Here is a 14,704-nt window from a genome sequence, read left to right as displayed (position 1 = left end):
CAGTTGAATTTATAATATTTATTTATAATGATTGATATTGTCCTGGGTTTATAAGCTTATTTGTCTGAATACGGACTTAATGGAATCATTCATTGAACCTTTTCGAAGTGAAAATGCATAATTCCTTCCGCAATTTAATGTTGCCAAATGATTTGATGGACAAACTTGCTTACGTCCCTGAGGAGGGATGACCCAATGCAAACATGGAAAAAGAAACTGGTTGTATCACAACTTGCATTAGCCTGCACACTGGCTATCGCTTCTCAGGCCAATGCGAAAGATATATCCGGCACGACATATAATACTTTTGGATATGACAATACCGCGTCCACGCCCTGGTATTATGGTTATGCTGACTGGGATTATTCAGATGCCACACATGATGGTGACATTTACCCAGTCATCAATAAATCAACCGTAAACGGGGTTATTTCGACATACTATCTGGATGATGGTGTCAATGGCCGTGCGAACGCGTTGAGTATTTCTAACAGCACCATTAACGGCATGATCACGTCAGAGTGCATGACCACGACATGTGCAGATGGCGTGGATACTGACGGCACCGCTCATACCCAGTATGATCGTTTTAGCCTGACCGTTGATAACTCCACCATCAACGATACCTACGAGCATTACGCGTATGATGTCGTCAATGGCGAAACCACTGAAACGCATTATCTGGACACCTATGATCTGGGTAACGCCATCACCCTGGACGTTGAATCTGATATCGTTATTCAGAACAACTCCCACGTTGCGGGTATCACGCTGACTCAGGGTTACCAGGATCTGGATAACACGCCATACGACGGTGTTGAAGGCGTTGCTAACAGCAGCAATGTCTTTACTGATACGCTGGTGGTGAAAGACTCTGTGCTGACCTCTGGTGCATACAGCGATCTGGGTACCAGCGGCTTCTACGGTCAAACGGCGAAGCCGAGCGACTACGGTGAAACCAACGCCACGGCTGCCGATGATGCGGCGCTGATCGTTGCGGCCGGCGCGTCTGATAACGCTATGCAGACCACCGCTACCTTCGATCACTCTACCATTACTGGCGATATCCTTTTCTCCAGCACCTTTGATAACAACTTCTACGAGAATGGCGATCCGGCAACGGATACCACAGATGACGGCATCTATAACCCAACTACCAACGGCTGGGATGATACCGACAAGCTGGATGTCACGCTGACCAATGGCAGTAAATGGGTGGGTGCCGCGCAGTCCAGCGTTGAAGCCATCGGCACGGCGCAGATGTATGGTGAAGGCTACAGCAATGTAGACTGGCACGCGCTTTCTCCAAACAGCATCTGGCCTGATTCTACCTTTGACAGCAATGGTCACGTTGCGGGTGAAGAGGTTTATCAGAGCGGCCTGTTCAACGTGGCGCTGGATAACGGTTCCGAGTGGGATACCCGTAAGATCTCCAACATCGACGCGCTGACGGTGAACAACCAGTCTCAGGTCAATGTTGAAAACTCCGGCCTGCTGGCGGATTCCATCACCCTGACCAATGCGTCTAGCCTGAACATCGGCGACAACGGCGCGGTAGCAACCGACAGCCTGTATCTGGATAGCTACAGCCGTGCGGCACTGACTGAAGAGACAGCTGAGCTGTATGCCAACACCATTACCGTGGACAACGGTGCAGAGCTGGCGCTGGGTCTGGGTCAGGTTGATACGCACAATATGGTGCTGACCGATGGCGGTGTGCTCAACGTTGCCAGCCGCGATTATGTGCTGAACAGCGACCTGAACAACGCACGCTATATCACCAACGATCGCTCTAAAGCGGACTACGACTATGGTGTTGTCGCGCTGAACTCTGACGGTCATCTGGCGGTGAACGGTGACGTTGCCGGTAACTATAAAGTGCGCATCGACGATGCGACCGGCGCAGGCTCCGTAGCTGACTACAAAAACAAAGAGATCATTCGCGTCTATGACAATAACGCGGATACCGCTGCCAGCTTTACTGCGGCAAACAAAGCTGATTTAGGTGCTTACACCTATCAGGCGCAGCAGAAGGGCGACACCGTTGTTCTCCAGCAGGAAGAGCTGACCGACTACGCCAACATGGCGCTGAGCATTCCTTCTGCTAATACCAACATCTGGAATCTGCAACAGGATACCGTGGGTACCCGTCTGACCAACAGCCGTCATGGCCTGGCAGATAACGGCGGCGCATGGGTGAGTTATTTCGGCGGCAACTTTGACGCGGATAATGGCACCGTTAGCTACGATCAGGACGTAAGCGGCATTATGGTAGGTCTGGATACTCAGATCGACGGTAATAACGCGAAGTGGATTGTCGGTGGTGCGGCTGGTTTCGCGAAGGGTGATATCAGCGATCGTACGGGTCAGGTCGATCAGGACAGCCAGACTGCGATGATCTACGCGTCGGCGAAGTTCATGAACGACATCTTCCTCGACAGCTCCCTGAGCTACACCCGCTTCAACAACGACCTCTCTGCTACCATGAGCAACGGTCAGTATGTTGATGGTAATACCACAACTGACGCCGTTGGTTTCGGGATGAAACTGGGCTATGACTGGAAACCAAACCTGTCTGGCTACGTCACGCCTTACGCGGCGATCTCTGGCCTGTTCCAGTCCGGTGATGACTACCAGTTAAGCAACGACATGCGTATCGATGGTCAGTCTTACGACAGTATGCGTTATGAACTCGGCGTGGATGCAGGTTATACCTTCAACTACGGCGGCGAGCAGGCATTAACGCCTTACTTCAAACTGGCTTACGTGTATGACGATGCCGACAACAATGCTGATATCAACAATGACAGCATTGATAACGGCGTGGAAGGCTCTGCGGTTCGCGTGGGACTGGGTACTCAGTTCAGCTTCACGAAAAACTTCAGTGCTTACACTGATGCGACTTATCTGGGCGGCGGCGACGTTGACCAGAACTGGGGAGCAAACCTGGGTGTGAAATATACCTGGTAATATAGAAAGCGCGGGGGATTTTTCCCCCGCTTTTTTATGTGCTTTAAAAATTATAAAGAACCGACAGATACAGATGACTTGAGGTATGCATGAACGTTAATGCGAAACCACTTTCTGAATTAAGCCGGCTCATAAAGTGTCTGGAAATCGCCGGTACCCCATTTAAGACCGAACCACAACAATTAATAACTACCGGCAATAATGATGATGAACCCTTGACCGTTGTCATACAATCCGGTCTGACTGCCGTCCACCGTAAATCAGACGAATTACTTATGGGTATCGCGCGGGCACCGTATATACACGGTTTAAGCGCATGGATAAATGACAACCATCTTGAATATTCTCTGATAGCACAAACACCTTGTAGCGGATTTTATTTGCCAGCCTCTGAGGCGTGCCAACTTATTCAGGAAGCGCAACTTTGGCAAGAGGCTTTCTGCTGGCTGTCATGGCTAAACCATTTAATGGGAAAGCGTGATATGCAGTTGGTCGGAAATAACTCCTATAGCCAAATCCGGGCGATGCTGATCAATATGGCCGAGTGGGATGACACGCTACGTTCAAAAATTGGTGTTATGAATCATATTCAGCGTAGCACGCGTATTTCTCGTTCGGTCGTTGCTGAGGTTCTGGCTGCGCTGCGGCAGGGGAACTACATCAATATGAGCCGGGGCAAACTGATCAGTATCAACCGTTTGCCCACGGACTATTGAGATCAGTTAGAGGCCGTAAGCACCTGCGCTTTATTGGCGCTCAGCTCGGCCACCAGATTATTTACGCCATCACTCATATTCACGAAGCGTGTATTTGGCGACCGGGTGACCACCACAAAAGCGCCTACGTTTGATTGCGGAATCATCGCCATGTAGGTGATGAATCCGCCACCTCCACCGGTTTTTTGAATAATCCCCGGTCGGCCATCTTTTGGCGCCATATACACCCAGCCCATGCCGAGGGCATCGGCTTTACCTGGAACATCCATGCCAATGACGCGACGTAGCTGAGCACGCTGGTAGATGAGCGTCTGCATTCGATCGGCCTGATTGCTGCGCGCGTAAAAATCCGATGAGAGGAACTGCTGCATCCAGCGCATCATGTCGCCAGGCGTAGAGTAAACGCCACCGCTGCCAATGGCGGCCAGAGTGTTATTGCACGGGCTGGCCCCTTTTTCCGCCACCATCAGACGCTTGCACTGATCCGGGGAGGGGGTGTAAGTGGTATCTTTCATCCCGAGCGGACGCGTGATCTGCTCTTCAAACAGTTGAGGGTAGGGTTTACCCGAGGCCGTCGCTAAAGCGTCGGCCAGCAGATCAAACGCCAGGTTAGAATAGCCGGCCTGCGAGCCCGGGGCCGATTTCAGGGTTGCTGTGCTCAGGTAGTTCCAGCGTTGCTCGCGGGTTGGCCAGACAAAGACAGGGCGATGCGCAGCGCCACCGGGCTGTTCTCGCGGCAGGGCGCTGGTATGGGTCGCCAGATTGACCAGTCTGATCGGCGTTCCCTGATATGTCGGAACGCGAGCGCCGGGCGGCGCATATTTGCTGAGCGGATCGTCGAGTTTCACCACGCCCTGATCGAGCAGTTTAACCAGCATTTCGCTGGTCATCAGCTTGGTTATCGACGCGATACGGATAACGGAATCCAGCTGCGGACGAACGTTATTTCCCGGTCGTGTTTCACCGAAACTGCGAAACACCCGCTGGTTACCGTCGATCACGACCAGCGCCATTCCCGTCGCACCGCTGCCGTAATAAATAAGGTTCGCGTAGCGATCGGCAATGTCAGAGGCCAGAACCGGGGCCGTCAGAGGCTGTGCTGCCTGGGCGGTGGACAGGCTCACCGCACACAGCGCGGCGATAGAGAGCAGACAACGTTTCAACGAAAAGCATCCATCAAGTGAATAAGGAAAGTTACGGGTAGTTATACTACTAATCGGCGTCGGGCAATGGCCCGATTTGCATAACGATAGCGAGAAAAACGTTACCGTGGGTAAATTTGAACAATTTACTTGCGGCGTGGCTCCCATTTTGTGACATCGACCGTATGATAGACGCTATGATCGCTGTTGCGAATGAAACGCACCGAAACAATTCCTGAAAACTGTGAAGCGAACTAATAATTCACCCGCAGGTCTCACTTTTTTGCCTGAGCCGGGAGGCTGGCACAGGCAAGGTTTCGTGTGGCGATATGTTGAACACAGCAACAGCCATAACAACAAGAAGGAAGCACAATGTTTAAGTCTTTTTTCCCAAAGCCGGGGCCCTTTTTCCTGTCGGCATTTATTTGGGCACTGCTGGCTGTCATTTTCTGGCAGGCCGGTGGCGGCGCGTGGCTGACCCGTCTTACGGGGGCAACGGGCGACATTCCCATTAGCGCAGCGCGCTTCTGGTCCATGAGCTATCTGCTTTTCTACGCTTATTACGTGCTCTGCGTAGGGCTGTTTGCCATGTTCTGGTTCGTCTATTCTCCTCACCGCTGGCAATACTGGTCGATTCTCGGCACGTCGTTAATCATCTTTGTCACCTGGTTCCTGGTGGAGGTGGGCGTAGCGGTCAACGCCTGGTATGCGCCGTTTTACGATCTGATCCAGACGGCGCTGAGTTCGCCGCATAAAGTGACCATTAACCAGTTCTACCATGAGGTGGGGATCTTCCTCGGCATCGCCCTCATCGCCGTGGTGATCGGCGTGATGAATAACTTTTTCGTCAGCCACTATGTGTTCCGCTGGCGTACCGCGATGAACGAACACTATATGGCGCACTGGCAGCACCTGCGGCATATCGAAGGGGCCGCACAGCGTGTGCAGGAAGACACCATGCGTTTTGCCTCTACTCTGGAAGATATGGGCGTGAGCTTTATCAACGCCATCATGACGCTGATCGCCTTCCTGCCGGTGCTGGTGACGCTCTCGTCGCACGTTCCGGAGCTGCCGATTGTCGGCCATCTGCCCTACGGCCTGGTGATTGCTGCGATTGTCTGGTCGCTGATGGGAACGGGGCTGCTGGCGGTGGTGGGGATCAAGCTGCCGGGGCTGGAGTTTAAAAACCAGCGCGTGGAAGCGGCCTACCGTAAAGAGCTGGTGTATGGCGAAGACGATGCCAACCGTGCGTCACCGCCTACCGTGCGTGAGCTGTTTGGCGCCGTACGTCGTAACTACTTCCGCCTCTATTTCCATTACATGTATTTCAATATCGCGCGCATTCTTTATCTTCAGGTTGATAACGTTTTCGGGTTGTTCCTGCTGTTCCCGTCCATCGTTGCGGGTACGATTACGCTCGGTCTGATGACCCAAATCACCAACGTCTTTGGTCAGGTTCGCGGTTCGTTCCAGTATCTGATTAGCTCCTGGACTACGCTGGTGGAGCTGATGTCCATCTACAAACGTTTACGCAGTTTCGAGCGTGAGCTGGACGATAAGGATGTGCAGGAAGTTACCCATACATTAGGTTAAAAAGGAATTGCTATGCCATTAGCCGTACCACGTGCATTACCGCTGACGTTACTCGCCGCCTTCGTGCTGGCGGGCTGTGCCGAAAAAGGGGCTGCCCCGCTCAAAGAAGGGGAGAAGCCCGTTGATGTGGCGAGCGTGGTGCGGCAAAAAATGCCCGCCAGCGTAAAGGATCGCAGGGAGTGGGCTGATGCGCTGGCAGCGACCTTCAAAAGCCAGAAGATCGCGCCTACCGAGGAGAATATCTGCTCGGTGCTCGCGGTGGCGCAGCAGGAATCGATGTATCAGTCAGATCCTGTTGTGCCTGGCCTGAACAAAATCGCCTGGAAGGAGATCGACCGCCGGGCCGAATCGATGCATATCCCGGTTTTCCTGGTGCATACCGCCCTTAAAATCACCTCGCCAAACGGTAAAAGCTACAGTGAACGGCTGGATACGGTGAAAACCGAGAAACAGCTTAGCGCCATTTTCGATGATTTCATCAATATGGTGCCGATGGGGCAGAAGCTGTTTGGCTCACTGAATCCGGTGCATACCGGCGGTCCGATGCAGGTCAGTATCGCATTTGCGGAAAAGCATACCGACGGCTATCCGTGGGATATCGACGGTACGGTGCGTCAGGAGGTCTTCTCCCTGCGCGGTGGGCTGTGGTTTGGGACGTATCACCTGCTGAATTATCCGGCCAACTACGATAAACCGCTGTATCGCTTTGCCGACTTTAACGCGGGCTGGTATGCCAGCCGAAATGCAGCCTTCCAGAATGCGGTAAGCCGCGCCAGCGGTGTGAAGCTCGCTTTGGACGGCGATCTCATTGCTTACGGCAGCAGTGAGGCCGGGACTACCGAACGTGCGGTGCGAAAACTCTCGACGAAGCTGGAGATGAGCAACAGCGACATTCGCCGACAGCTGGAGAAGGGCGACAGCCTGGCGTTTGAGAAAACGGATCTGTATAAGCAGGTCTTTGCGCTGGCCGAGAAGAAAAGTGGGAAGGCATTACCCAGAGCCATTTTGCCAGGCATTCAGCTGGAAAGCCCGAAGATCACGCGTAACCTGACGACCGCCTGGTTCGCGAAACGCGTTGACGATCGTCGGGCACGCTGTATGGGACTGTAATCAGTGGCGGTTGCGCCAGCGCAGGACAAGGGCAATCACGCCCAGAACCATGCTGCCCGCGAGGAAGGGAATGAGTCCAAATACGGTGCTCACGCCTAAACCGATTTCAACGCGCGGGCGGCCTGTATCCTGCACCTGCATCAGATGCTCATACACGCCGGGGGCATGCACCAGCATATTCAGCAGTTGGGTTCCAGCCCAGAAACAAAACAGAACAAACAGGGCATAGGCAATATTCCCCGCCGTGGAGGTTTTTGGTTGTTTTCCGCCAAAAATCGGTTTCGACAATGTAAAGTCTGCCATAAGACCTCCCGAAAATATCACTCTGTTTTAATACGCGTCGTACAGGGTGAGTGTGACAGGTCATAGCATTTGTCAATATCAGAATCGTGGGAAATTCGGCTCAGGATTTCTCCTGGATTGTCGATTTCTGCATCACGTCACAAATTGATAACATAAGTGAAACTGCGCTGCTTTTCAGAATTTACGTATCCGCCACAGACGCCTTGATCAAACTGTGAGAGGATAGGTTTTTTTCTGCCGGAGTTGTCATGAAGCTCACTTCCAAACTACGCCGTGACTGGCATTACTACGCCTTTGCGATCGGGCTGATCTTTATTCTCAACGGTGTTGTCGGGCTGCTGGGATTTGAAGCGAAAGGCTGGCAAACCTATGCGGTTGGGCTGGTAACCTGGGTAATCAGTTTCTGGCTGGCGGGATTTATTATCCGCCGTCGTCCCGATGAGACGACGACGGCAGAGAAAGCCGACTAACCGTTAGTTAACAGAGCTTTTCAGGGCGCTGTCAGCGGCGTGACGCTCCAGCGCCAGTTCAATCAGGCGGGTGATCAGTTCCGGATAGCTTATCCCGCTGGCCTGCCACAGTTTCGGGTACATGCTGATATTGGTAAAGCCCGGCAGAGTATTGATTTCGTTAATCACCACCTCGTTATCCGGCGTCAGAAACACGTCGACGCGCGCCATCCCACAGCATCCCAGCGCCTGATAGGCTTCAACGGCGATCGCGCGGATCTTGTCGTTAACGTCAGGATCGAGCGCGGCGGGAACCACAACCTGGGCACCTTTGTCGTCAATATATTTGGTGTCGTAGGAATAGAAGTCGCTGTTCAACACGACTTCACCGCAGGTACTCGCCTGCGGGAAGTCGTTGCCCAGTACGGCGCACTCAATTTCGCGTCCGTTAATTCCCTGCTCAACCACCACCTTATGGTCAAACTCAAAGGCCAGACGAACGGCATCGTTAAACTGCGCTTCGCTGGTGACTTTGCTGACGCCGACGGACGAGCCCTGATTCGCTGGTTTCACAAACAGCGGCAGGCCGAGTTGCGCCTGGATCTGCGCGAAGCTGTGTTTATCGCGGTTGGCGCGAGTAAGCGTCACGAACGGCGCAATATTCAGACCGGCGTCACGCAGGAGACGTTTTGTGACGTCTTTATCCATGCAGGCGGCAGAGCCCAGCACATCGGAACCGACAAACGGCAGGTTCGCCATCCGCAGCATGCCTTGCAGGGAGCCGTCTTCGCCCAGCGTGCCGTGAACAATAGGGAACACCACGTCAATCTGTGCCAGCGCCTGCGCGTTCCCGGCATCGATAAGCTGTCCCTGTTCTACGCCCGGAACCGTTGCGACGCTGATATCAGAAGGATTAAGGGCGATGTGCGCCGGATCGTCAGCGTGTAACAGATACTGGCTGGCATCGTTAACATGCCACTGGCCCTGTTTATCAATGCCCAACAGCACCACGTCAAAACGGCTTTTATCAATCGCATCAACGATATTTTTAGCCGATTGCAACGACACCTCGTGCTCTGCCGATTTTCCCCCAAAGACAATACCTACGCGCTGCTTTGCCATCTCACTCTCTTCCAGTCTGACGAAAAGCCAATAACATACCACGATGCCCGGCGGGTTTCGCGGCCTTCTGCCATAATGTTTTGAGGGATGCTGAAGGGGGGCGCGTGAAAGGAAAAGGTCTGTTTATTCTTATTGTTATTGCCGGGATCGCCACGGTGGGCTACCGCTGGTTGCCGCCGTATTACAATCCTTTCGTGCCGCTTACGCTTGACGATCCGCCCGGAAAAATAACCCAGTTTAAACTTCGACGTTTAACACCGCAGGCATGCGAAAGCCTGTTAGCGCAGGCGAATCAACGCCAGCTTATCCGTACCCAGACTGTCGCTGACAGCGCCGGTGAGTGTCCGCTGAGTAACGTGGTGCGCGTGCGCGATTTTGGCCCGGTGAGCCTGAACAGTAGCTTTCTGGCCAGTTGTCCGCTGGCGTTAAGTTCTGCGCTGTTTGTCAGCCAGCAGGCCCGACCGCTCACCCAAACCTGGACGGGAAGCGAGCTTACCCGTATTGAACATCTGGGCAGCTTCGCCTGCCGCAATATCTACAGCCGCCCGGATGCGCGGCGCAGCGAACATGCCACGGCGGATGCGCTGGATATCAGCGCTTTCAGGCTGGCAAACGGACAGCGCGTTACCGTCCTGAACGGCTGGAAAGCGGAAAAGACGCAGCCCTGGCTACAGGCGCTGCTCTCGGCAAGCTGTGGTTATTACGGTAACGGTCTGGGACCGGACTATAATGCCGCCCATGCCAACCATTTCCATCTGGGGATGCGCGGATATGGATTATGTCGATGAAGCATAATCTTCCGCCTAAATTTGGATAAATTGTGACTTATTTCACAAATATGATGACTGGGAAGATAAAACACCAAAGTCTGCAAGGCCGCATCTCTGGCGCTATGTCATTGCGCGTAACTTGCTAATCTGTCGGCGAATTCGCCTAAAAATGAAGACTATTTCTGTTATGGAATCCTGGAAAGTTAACCTCATTTCAGTCTGGTTCGGCTGCTTCTTCACCGGACTGGCTATCAGCCAGATATTGCCCTTCCTGCCGCTGTATGTGTCGCAGCTGGGGGTCACTTCCCATGAAGCGCTCTCCATGTGGTCCGGCCTGACGTTCAGCGTGACGTTTCTGGTCTCCGCCATTGTGTCGCCGATGTGGGGTAGCCTGGCGGATCGCAAGGGACGCAAGTTGATGCTGCTTCGCGCCTCGCTGGGGATGGCGATAGCCATTTTGCTCCAGGCCTTCGCCACCAACGTCTGGCAGCTGTTTATTCTGCGGGCGATAATGGGGCTGACCTCCGGGTACATTCCAAATGCCATGGCGCTGGTGGCCTCACAGGTACCGCGTGAGCGAAGCGGCTGGGCGCTCAGCACGCTTTCCACCGCCCAGATCAGCGGGGTCATTGGCGGCCCGCTGCTCGGCGGCTTCCTGGCTGACCATGTCGGGCTGCGTGCGGTCTTTATCATTACCGCGATCCTGCTGACGATCAGCTTTCTGGTCACCCTTTTTCTGATTAAAGAGGGCGGGCGGCCTGTTGTCAGTAAATCCGAACGCCTGAGCGGAAAAGCGGTTTTCGCCTCGCTGCCGTATCCTGGCCTGATGATTAGCCTCTTTGTGACGACGATGGTGATCCAGCTCTGTAACGGCTCGGTAGGGCCGATTCTGGCGCTGTTTATCAAGTCGATGGCACCGGACAGCAGCAACATTGCGTTTCTGAGCGGGATGATTGCCGCCGTGCCTGGCGTGTCGGCGCTGATGTCCGCTCCGCGTCTGGGGAAACTGGGCGACAGGATCGGTACGGCACGTATTCTGATGGCAACGCTCATCATTGCGGTGATCCTTTTCTTTGCCATGTCATTCGTCACCACACCTCTTCAGTTGGGCATCCTGCGCTTCCTGCTTGGCTTCGCGGATGGCGCCATGCTGCCCGCTGTACAGACGCTGCTGGTGAAATATTCCAGTGACCAGGTAACCGGCCGCATTTTTGGCTACAACCAGTCGTTCATGTATTTAGGCAACGTAGCGGGCCCGCTTATCGGCGCCTCGGTCTCGGCGATGGCGGGTTTCCGCTGGGTATTTGCCGCGACGGCGGTGGTGGTCCTGCTGAATATTATTCAACTGGCCTTTGCCTTGCGACGCCGCAGGCGAATCGCTGAGGCAAAGTCGGCCCGGTAAACACGATAATATATTATTTATTCTTATGAACGCCGCATTTTTATATAACGAAATGCGGCGCCTTTCTTTTAGAAAAACGTTTCGCTTTCGCGCTGAAATATCTTTTTTGGCAGCGATGTCACTTTTGCATAAGATAAAGCCAATCCATGCTTTTCATTATTCAGTGAGGGTGTTAATTTCAGGGGAAATCACATAAGGAAATAGCACCATGAAAAATCTCATTGCTGAGTTGTTGGTTAAGCTTGCCCAAAAGGAAGAAGAGTCGAAAGAGCTGGTTGCCCAGGTCGAGGCGCTGGAAATAGTTGTGACGGCGCTGCTGCGACAGATGGCAAAGCCGGAGCAGGAGGCGTTGATTGACAACGTTGAAGGCGCGCTGGAAAAAGCGCGTCCTGATTCCCTGGTGCCTGCGGAAGATGCGGAGCTGCTTCAGCAATACGTAAAGAAGCTTTTAAGGCATCCTCGCAGCTAACCTGTCTGAGGTGAAATGACGTGTCACAGAATTGTCATGCAGGATGCCTGGCGTCGCTCTGTTTTTATTTTTACACATTTATGCAGGGGAAATTAAATTGAGACAGAGCACACTTTTCACCGCATAATTTCTGCTATTAATTACCGCCTCCCTTCCGGCGAAACCGGATAATGATCATTGTGTCGCTACAGGGCTGAAATAACCGGGAAGCCCGGCGAAAATCAGGTTCGCAGGGTGGTTTTTTTTCCGTAACGAACCAGACTTAACGTGGAACTTCACATAAAGGATGGTGCAATGAAAACAACAATACTGGTTACCCTTCTCTCTGGCCTGTGTCTGATGGCCTCAGCACACGCGGAAGAGAAAACGTTAACGCCCCAGCAGCAGCGCATGACGACCTGTAACCAACAGGCGACATCGCAAAGCCTGAAAGGGGATGCCCGTAAAACGTACATGAGCGACTGCCTTAAAAATGGTGCGGCTAAACCCGGTGAAAAAAGCCTGACCCCGCAGCAGCAAAAAATGCGCGAGTGCAACGCCCAGGCGACACAGCAGATGCTGAAAGGCGACGATCGCAGCAAGTTCATGAGCGCGTGCCTGAAAAAACAGGCGTAGTGCTAACGGGTGAGTCACGGCTGTGGCTCACCCAAAATTTCATACTTTCCCCGCTACCCCCCTCTCTATAATTTGGGAAAATGTTTAAGAATATTCCCAAAAATGATGAATGATGAGTTTTATGACAATCACGAGAACATTCGGGAAGCGTGGTACCAGCAGCTTTCTCAGGATGATTCATACCGTTCCGGTCTGCGATTTGCCCGGCGAATACGGCTGGCACGCATCGTTGGTCTGGCGGCGCTATTCGTTCCGCTTGCCAGCGTCCTGGTGAGCCAGTTTCTTTCCGGCGTCTGGTGGTTATTGCTGGTGGGCTGGGTCTTTGTCTGGCCCCATCTGGCCTGGCAGCTGGCTTTTCGTTCGGCTGAACCCCACAGCAGTGAAATCGTTAATCTGAAAATCGATGCCATTATTGCCGGCGTCTGGATGGGGCTAACAGGGTTCAGTGCGCTGCCAACGGCGGCGCTGATCATGATGATCGGCATGAATATGATGGGATCGGGGGGATGCCGGTTATTTCTGACAGGACTGGCGCTGCTTGCTCTGTCTGCCCTGTTGACCGTGCAATCCACGGGTACTCCTGTGCTATTGACCTCTGAACCGCTGGCGTTGTGGCTGACGCTCCCCGTGCTGGTGGTCTACCCCATACTGTTTGCCTGGCTCAGCCACCGCACGGCGATCCGTCTGGCAGAGCATAAGCGTCGGCTTGAGCTGATGAGTACCCGCGACGGAATGACCGGCGTATTCAATCGCCGTCACTGGGAAACGCTGCTGCGTAACGAATTTGAGGCCTGCCGTCGCAGCCATCGACAGGCGACGATACTGCTCATCGATATCGATCACTTCAAGACGATCAACGACACCTGGGGGCATGACGTGGGGGATGAAGCGATTGTCGCCATCACGCGCCAGCTTCAGCTGACCCTGCGCTCAGGCGATTATATTGGCCGTTTTGGCGGGGATGAGTTCGCGGTGATCATGTCCGGCACGCCTGCTGACAGCGCGATTGCTGCGATGTCGCGCGTCCACGAACGGCTGGTCAACATGCCGCTGCACGGAGCACCTATGGCGAGGTTGTGTATCAGCGTTGGGGTTGCCCCCTGGGGGGCGCAGTTCACCCACTATCGTGAATGGCTAAAGGCGGCGGACGTGGCCCTCTATAAAGCCAAAAATGCCGGACGGGGCCGCACCGAAGTGGCCGCCTGACGCCCGGCGTAGCGCATCAGGACTTACTGAGCTTCTCTGATTTTTCCATGCATTTTTGCATCGCCTCGATCACGGCGGAGCGGAACCCGCGATCTTCCAGCACGCGCACGGCTTCAATGGTGGTGCCCCCCGGCGAGCACACCATATCTTTCAGTTCGCCCGGATGTTTGCCCGTTTCCAGCACCATTTTGGCCGAACCCATCACCGCCTGCGCTGCGAATTTGTAGGCCTGCGCGCGCGGCATTCCACCCAGTACGGCGGCATCGGCCATGGCTTCGATAAACATAAAAACATACGCCGGGGCAGAGCCGCTCACGCCGACCACCGGGTGGATCATCGGTTCGGCAATCACTTCCGCTTCGCCGAAGCAGCGGAAGATATTCAGTACATCTGCCACGTCTTCAGAAGTGACCAGCGCGTTAGGGGTGACGGAGGTCATACCGGCATTCACCAGCGACGGGGTGTTTGGCATGGCGCGAACAATCTTACGGTCGTGACCCAGCGCGCGGGCGAGCTGATCGAGGGTCACGCCTGCGGCAATCGACACCACCAGGGTCTCTTTGTTAAGGCTGGAGGTGATCTCGCTCAGGACTTTAATCATAATATTCGGCTTAACGGCGCCAAAGACAATATCCGCCACCTGAGCCACTTCCTGCGCGCTTTCGGCAGCGTTGACGCCATACTCATCACGCAGCGCCGCGACTTTATCCGGGGATGGGGTATAGACCCAAATCTGCCCCGGCAGTACCTGCCCGCTGGCAATCAGTCCGCCGAGGATAGCTTTACCCATGTTTCCGCAGCCGATAAACCCGATTTTCTTATCCATCACGTCTCTCC

General features: G+C 53.9%; 14 protein-coding genes. 10 read left to right on the top strand and 4 right to left on the bottom strand.

What is annotated here, in order from left to right; genetic code table 11:
* The first annotated feature begins 195 nt into the window (after window positions 1-195).
* Both ACNQ0W_RS18800 and ACNQ0W_RS18795 read left to right on the top strand, forming a co-directional pair.
* Window positions 196-2,970 carry an autotransporter outer membrane beta-barrel domain-containing protein gene (locus ACNQ0W_RS18800; protein WP_062933725.1) on the top strand — a complete coding sequence of 925 codons (2,775 nt, stop codon included), beginning with the start codon at window positions 196-198 and terminating at the stop codon, window positions 2,968-2,970.
* Window positions 2,971-3,059: 89 nt separating this feature from the next.
* On the top strand, window positions 3,060-3,686 hold the full coding sequence (locus ACNQ0W_RS18795) for a helix-turn-helix domain-containing protein (RefSeq protein ID WP_062933726.1): 627 nt from the start codon (window positions 3,060-3,062) through the stop codon (window positions 3,684-3,686).
* Window positions 3,687-3,688: 2 nt separating this feature from the next.
* Here ACNQ0W_RS18795 and ampH read toward each other — a convergent pair whose 3' ends face one another.
* Window positions 3,689-4,849: a D-alanyl-D-alanine-carboxypeptidase/endopeptidase AmpH gene (gene ampH / locus ACNQ0W_RS18790; protein ID WP_032652680.1), complete on the bottom strand. Its 1,161-nt coding sequence runs from the start codon at window positions 4,847-4,849 to the stop codon at window positions 3,689-3,691.
* Window positions 4,850-5,200: 351 nt separating this feature from the next.
* Here ampH and sbmA point away from each other — a divergent pair, with 351 nt between their 5' ends.
* Entirely contained in the window at window positions 5,201-6,421 is a 1,221-nt protein-coding gene (sbmA, locus tag ACNQ0W_RS18785) for a peptide antibiotic transporter SbmA (RefSeq protein ID WP_003859162.1), read from the top strand.
* A 12-nt stretch (window positions 6,422-6,433) separates the two neighbouring features.
* Window positions 6,434-7,531: a DUF1615 domain-containing protein gene (locus ACNQ0W_RS18780; protein WP_062933727.1), complete on the top strand. Its 1,098-nt coding sequence runs from the start codon at window positions 6,434-6,436 to the stop codon at window positions 7,529-7,531.
* Here ACNQ0W_RS18780 and ACNQ0W_RS18775 read toward each other — a convergent pair whose 3' ends face one another.
* Window positions 7,532-7,834 carry a DUF2755 family protein gene (locus tag ACNQ0W_RS18775; RefSeq protein ID WP_003859159.1) on the bottom strand — a complete coding sequence of 101 codons (303 nt, stop codon included), beginning with the start codon at window positions 7,832-7,834 and terminating at the stop codon, window positions 7,532-7,534. It lies immediately after the preceding gene.
* Window positions 7,835-8,082: 248 nt separating this feature from the next.
* Between ACNQ0W_RS18775 and ACNQ0W_RS18770 the strand changes: the two genes are divergently transcribed.
* A complete protein-coding gene (locus ACNQ0W_RS18770) occupies window positions 8,083-8,304 on the top strand; it encodes a DUF2754 domain-containing protein (protein ID WP_015571318.1) in 222 nt (73 codons plus the stop codon).
* A 3-nt stretch (window positions 8,305-8,307) separates the two neighbouring features.
* Here the strand turns inward: ACNQ0W_RS18770 and ddlA are convergent, their stop codons facing one another.
* Complete coding sequence (gene ddlA, locus ACNQ0W_RS18765) at window positions 8,308-9,405, bottom strand: D-alanine--D-alanine ligase (protein WP_023296002.1); 1,098 nt, start codon at window positions 9,403-9,405, stop codon at window positions 8,308-8,310.
* A 104-nt stretch (window positions 9,406-9,509) separates the two neighbouring features.
* Here ddlA and ACNQ0W_RS18760 point away from each other — a divergent pair, with 104 nt between their 5' ends.
* From ACNQ0W_RS18760 to adrA, 5 genes are all read left to right on the top strand, one after another.
* On the top strand, window positions 9,510-10,193 hold the full coding sequence (locus ACNQ0W_RS18760) for an extensin family protein (RefSeq protein ID WP_062933728.1): 684 nt from the start codon (window positions 9,510-9,512) through the stop codon (window positions 10,191-10,193).
* 169 nt (window positions 10,194-10,362) lie between these two features.
* The gene (locus tag ACNQ0W_RS18755; protein ID WP_015571317.1) at window positions 10,363-11,577 is read left to right on the top strand and encodes a multidrug efflux MFS transporter; all 1,215 of its coding nucleotides are present in this window, start codon (window positions 10,363-10,365) and stop codon (window positions 11,575-11,577) included.
* A gap of 208 nt (window positions 11,578-11,785) precedes the next feature.
* On the top strand, window positions 11,786-12,046 hold the full coding sequence (iraP, locus tag ACNQ0W_RS18750; RefSeq protein WP_062933729.1) for an anti-adapter protein IraP: 261 nt from the start codon (window positions 11,786-11,788) through the stop codon (window positions 12,044-12,046).
* Window positions 12,047-12,340: 294 nt separating this feature from the next.
* Complete coding sequence (gene psiF / locus ACNQ0W_RS18745; protein ID WP_048981818.1) at window positions 12,341-12,661, top strand: phosphate starvation-inducible protein PsiF; 321 nt, start codon at window positions 12,341-12,343, stop codon at window positions 12,659-12,661.
* A gap of 102 nt (window positions 12,662-12,763) precedes the next feature.
* On the top strand, window positions 12,764-13,867 hold the full coding sequence (gene adrA / locus ACNQ0W_RS18740) for a diguanylate cyclase AdrA (RefSeq protein ID WP_062933730.1): 1,104 nt from the start codon (window positions 12,764-12,766) through the stop codon (window positions 13,865-13,867).
* A 16-nt stretch (window positions 13,868-13,883) separates the two neighbouring features.
* Here the strand turns inward: adrA and proC are convergent, their stop codons facing one another.
* Window positions 13,884-14,693: a pyrroline-5-carboxylate reductase gene (proC, locus tag ACNQ0W_RS18735; protein ID WP_045334495.1), complete on the bottom strand. Its 810-nt coding sequence runs from the start codon at window positions 14,691-14,693 to the stop codon at window positions 13,884-13,886.
* Window positions 14,694-14,704: the final 11 nt, after the last annotated feature.

This window comes from Enterobacter cloacae complex sp. 6730903 (assembly GCF_048283985.1).
Taxonomy (GTDB): domain Bacteria; phylum Pseudomonadota; class Gammaproteobacteria; order Enterobacterales; family Enterobacteriaceae; genus Enterobacter; species Enterobacter hormaechei_C.
This window is presented reverse-complemented; position numbering and strand designations above follow the sequence as displayed.

What these genes read in the sequence shown, in the direction of transcription:
- ACNQ0W_RS18800 (WP_062933725.1), top strand. Translation starts at nt 196, where the DNA reads ATGCAAACATGGAAAAAGAAACTGGTTGTATCACAACTTGCATTAGCC.
- ACNQ0W_RS18795 (WP_062933726.1), top strand. Translation starts at nt 3,060, where the DNA reads ATGAACGTTAATGCGAAACCACTTTCTGAATTAAGCCGGCTCATAAAG.
- sbmA (WP_003859162.1), top strand. Translation starts at nt 5,201, where the DNA reads ATGTTTAAGTCTTTTTTCCCAAAGCCGGGGCCCTTTTTCCTGTCGGCA.
- ACNQ0W_RS18780 (WP_062933727.1), top strand. Translation starts at nt 6,434, where the DNA reads ATGCCATTAGCCGTACCACGTGCATTACCGCTGACGTTACTCGCCGCC.
- ACNQ0W_RS18775 (WP_003859159.1), bottom strand. Translation starts at nt 7,834, where the DNA reads ATGGCAGACTTTACATTGTCGAAACCGATTTTTGGCGGAAAACAACCA.
- ACNQ0W_RS18770 (WP_015571318.1), top strand. Translation starts at nt 8,083, where the DNA reads ATGAAGCTCACTTCCAAACTACGCCGTGACTGGCATTACTACGCCTTT.
- ddlA (WP_023296002.1), bottom strand. Translation starts at nt 9,405, where the DNA reads ATGGCAAAGCAGCGCGTAGGTATTGTCTTTGGGGGAAAATCGGCAGAG.
- ACNQ0W_RS18755 (WP_015571317.1), top strand. Translation starts at nt 10,363, where the DNA reads ATGGAATCCTGGAAAGTTAACCTCATTTCAGTCTGGTTCGGCTGCTTC.
- iraP (WP_062933729.1), top strand. Translation starts at nt 11,786, where the DNA reads ATGAAAAATCTCATTGCTGAGTTGTTGGTTAAGCTTGCCCAAAAGGAA.
- psiF (WP_048981818.1), top strand. Translation starts at nt 12,341, where the DNA reads ATGAAAACAACAATACTGGTTACCCTTCTCTCTGGCCTGTGTCTGATG.
- adrA (WP_062933730.1), top strand. Translation starts at nt 12,764, where the DNA reads ATGATGAATGATGAGTTTTATGACAATCACGAGAACATTCGGGAAGCG.
- proC (WP_045334495.1), bottom strand. Translation starts at nt 14,693, where the DNA reads ATGGATAAGAAAATCGGGTTTATCGGCTGCGGAAACATGGGTAAAGCT.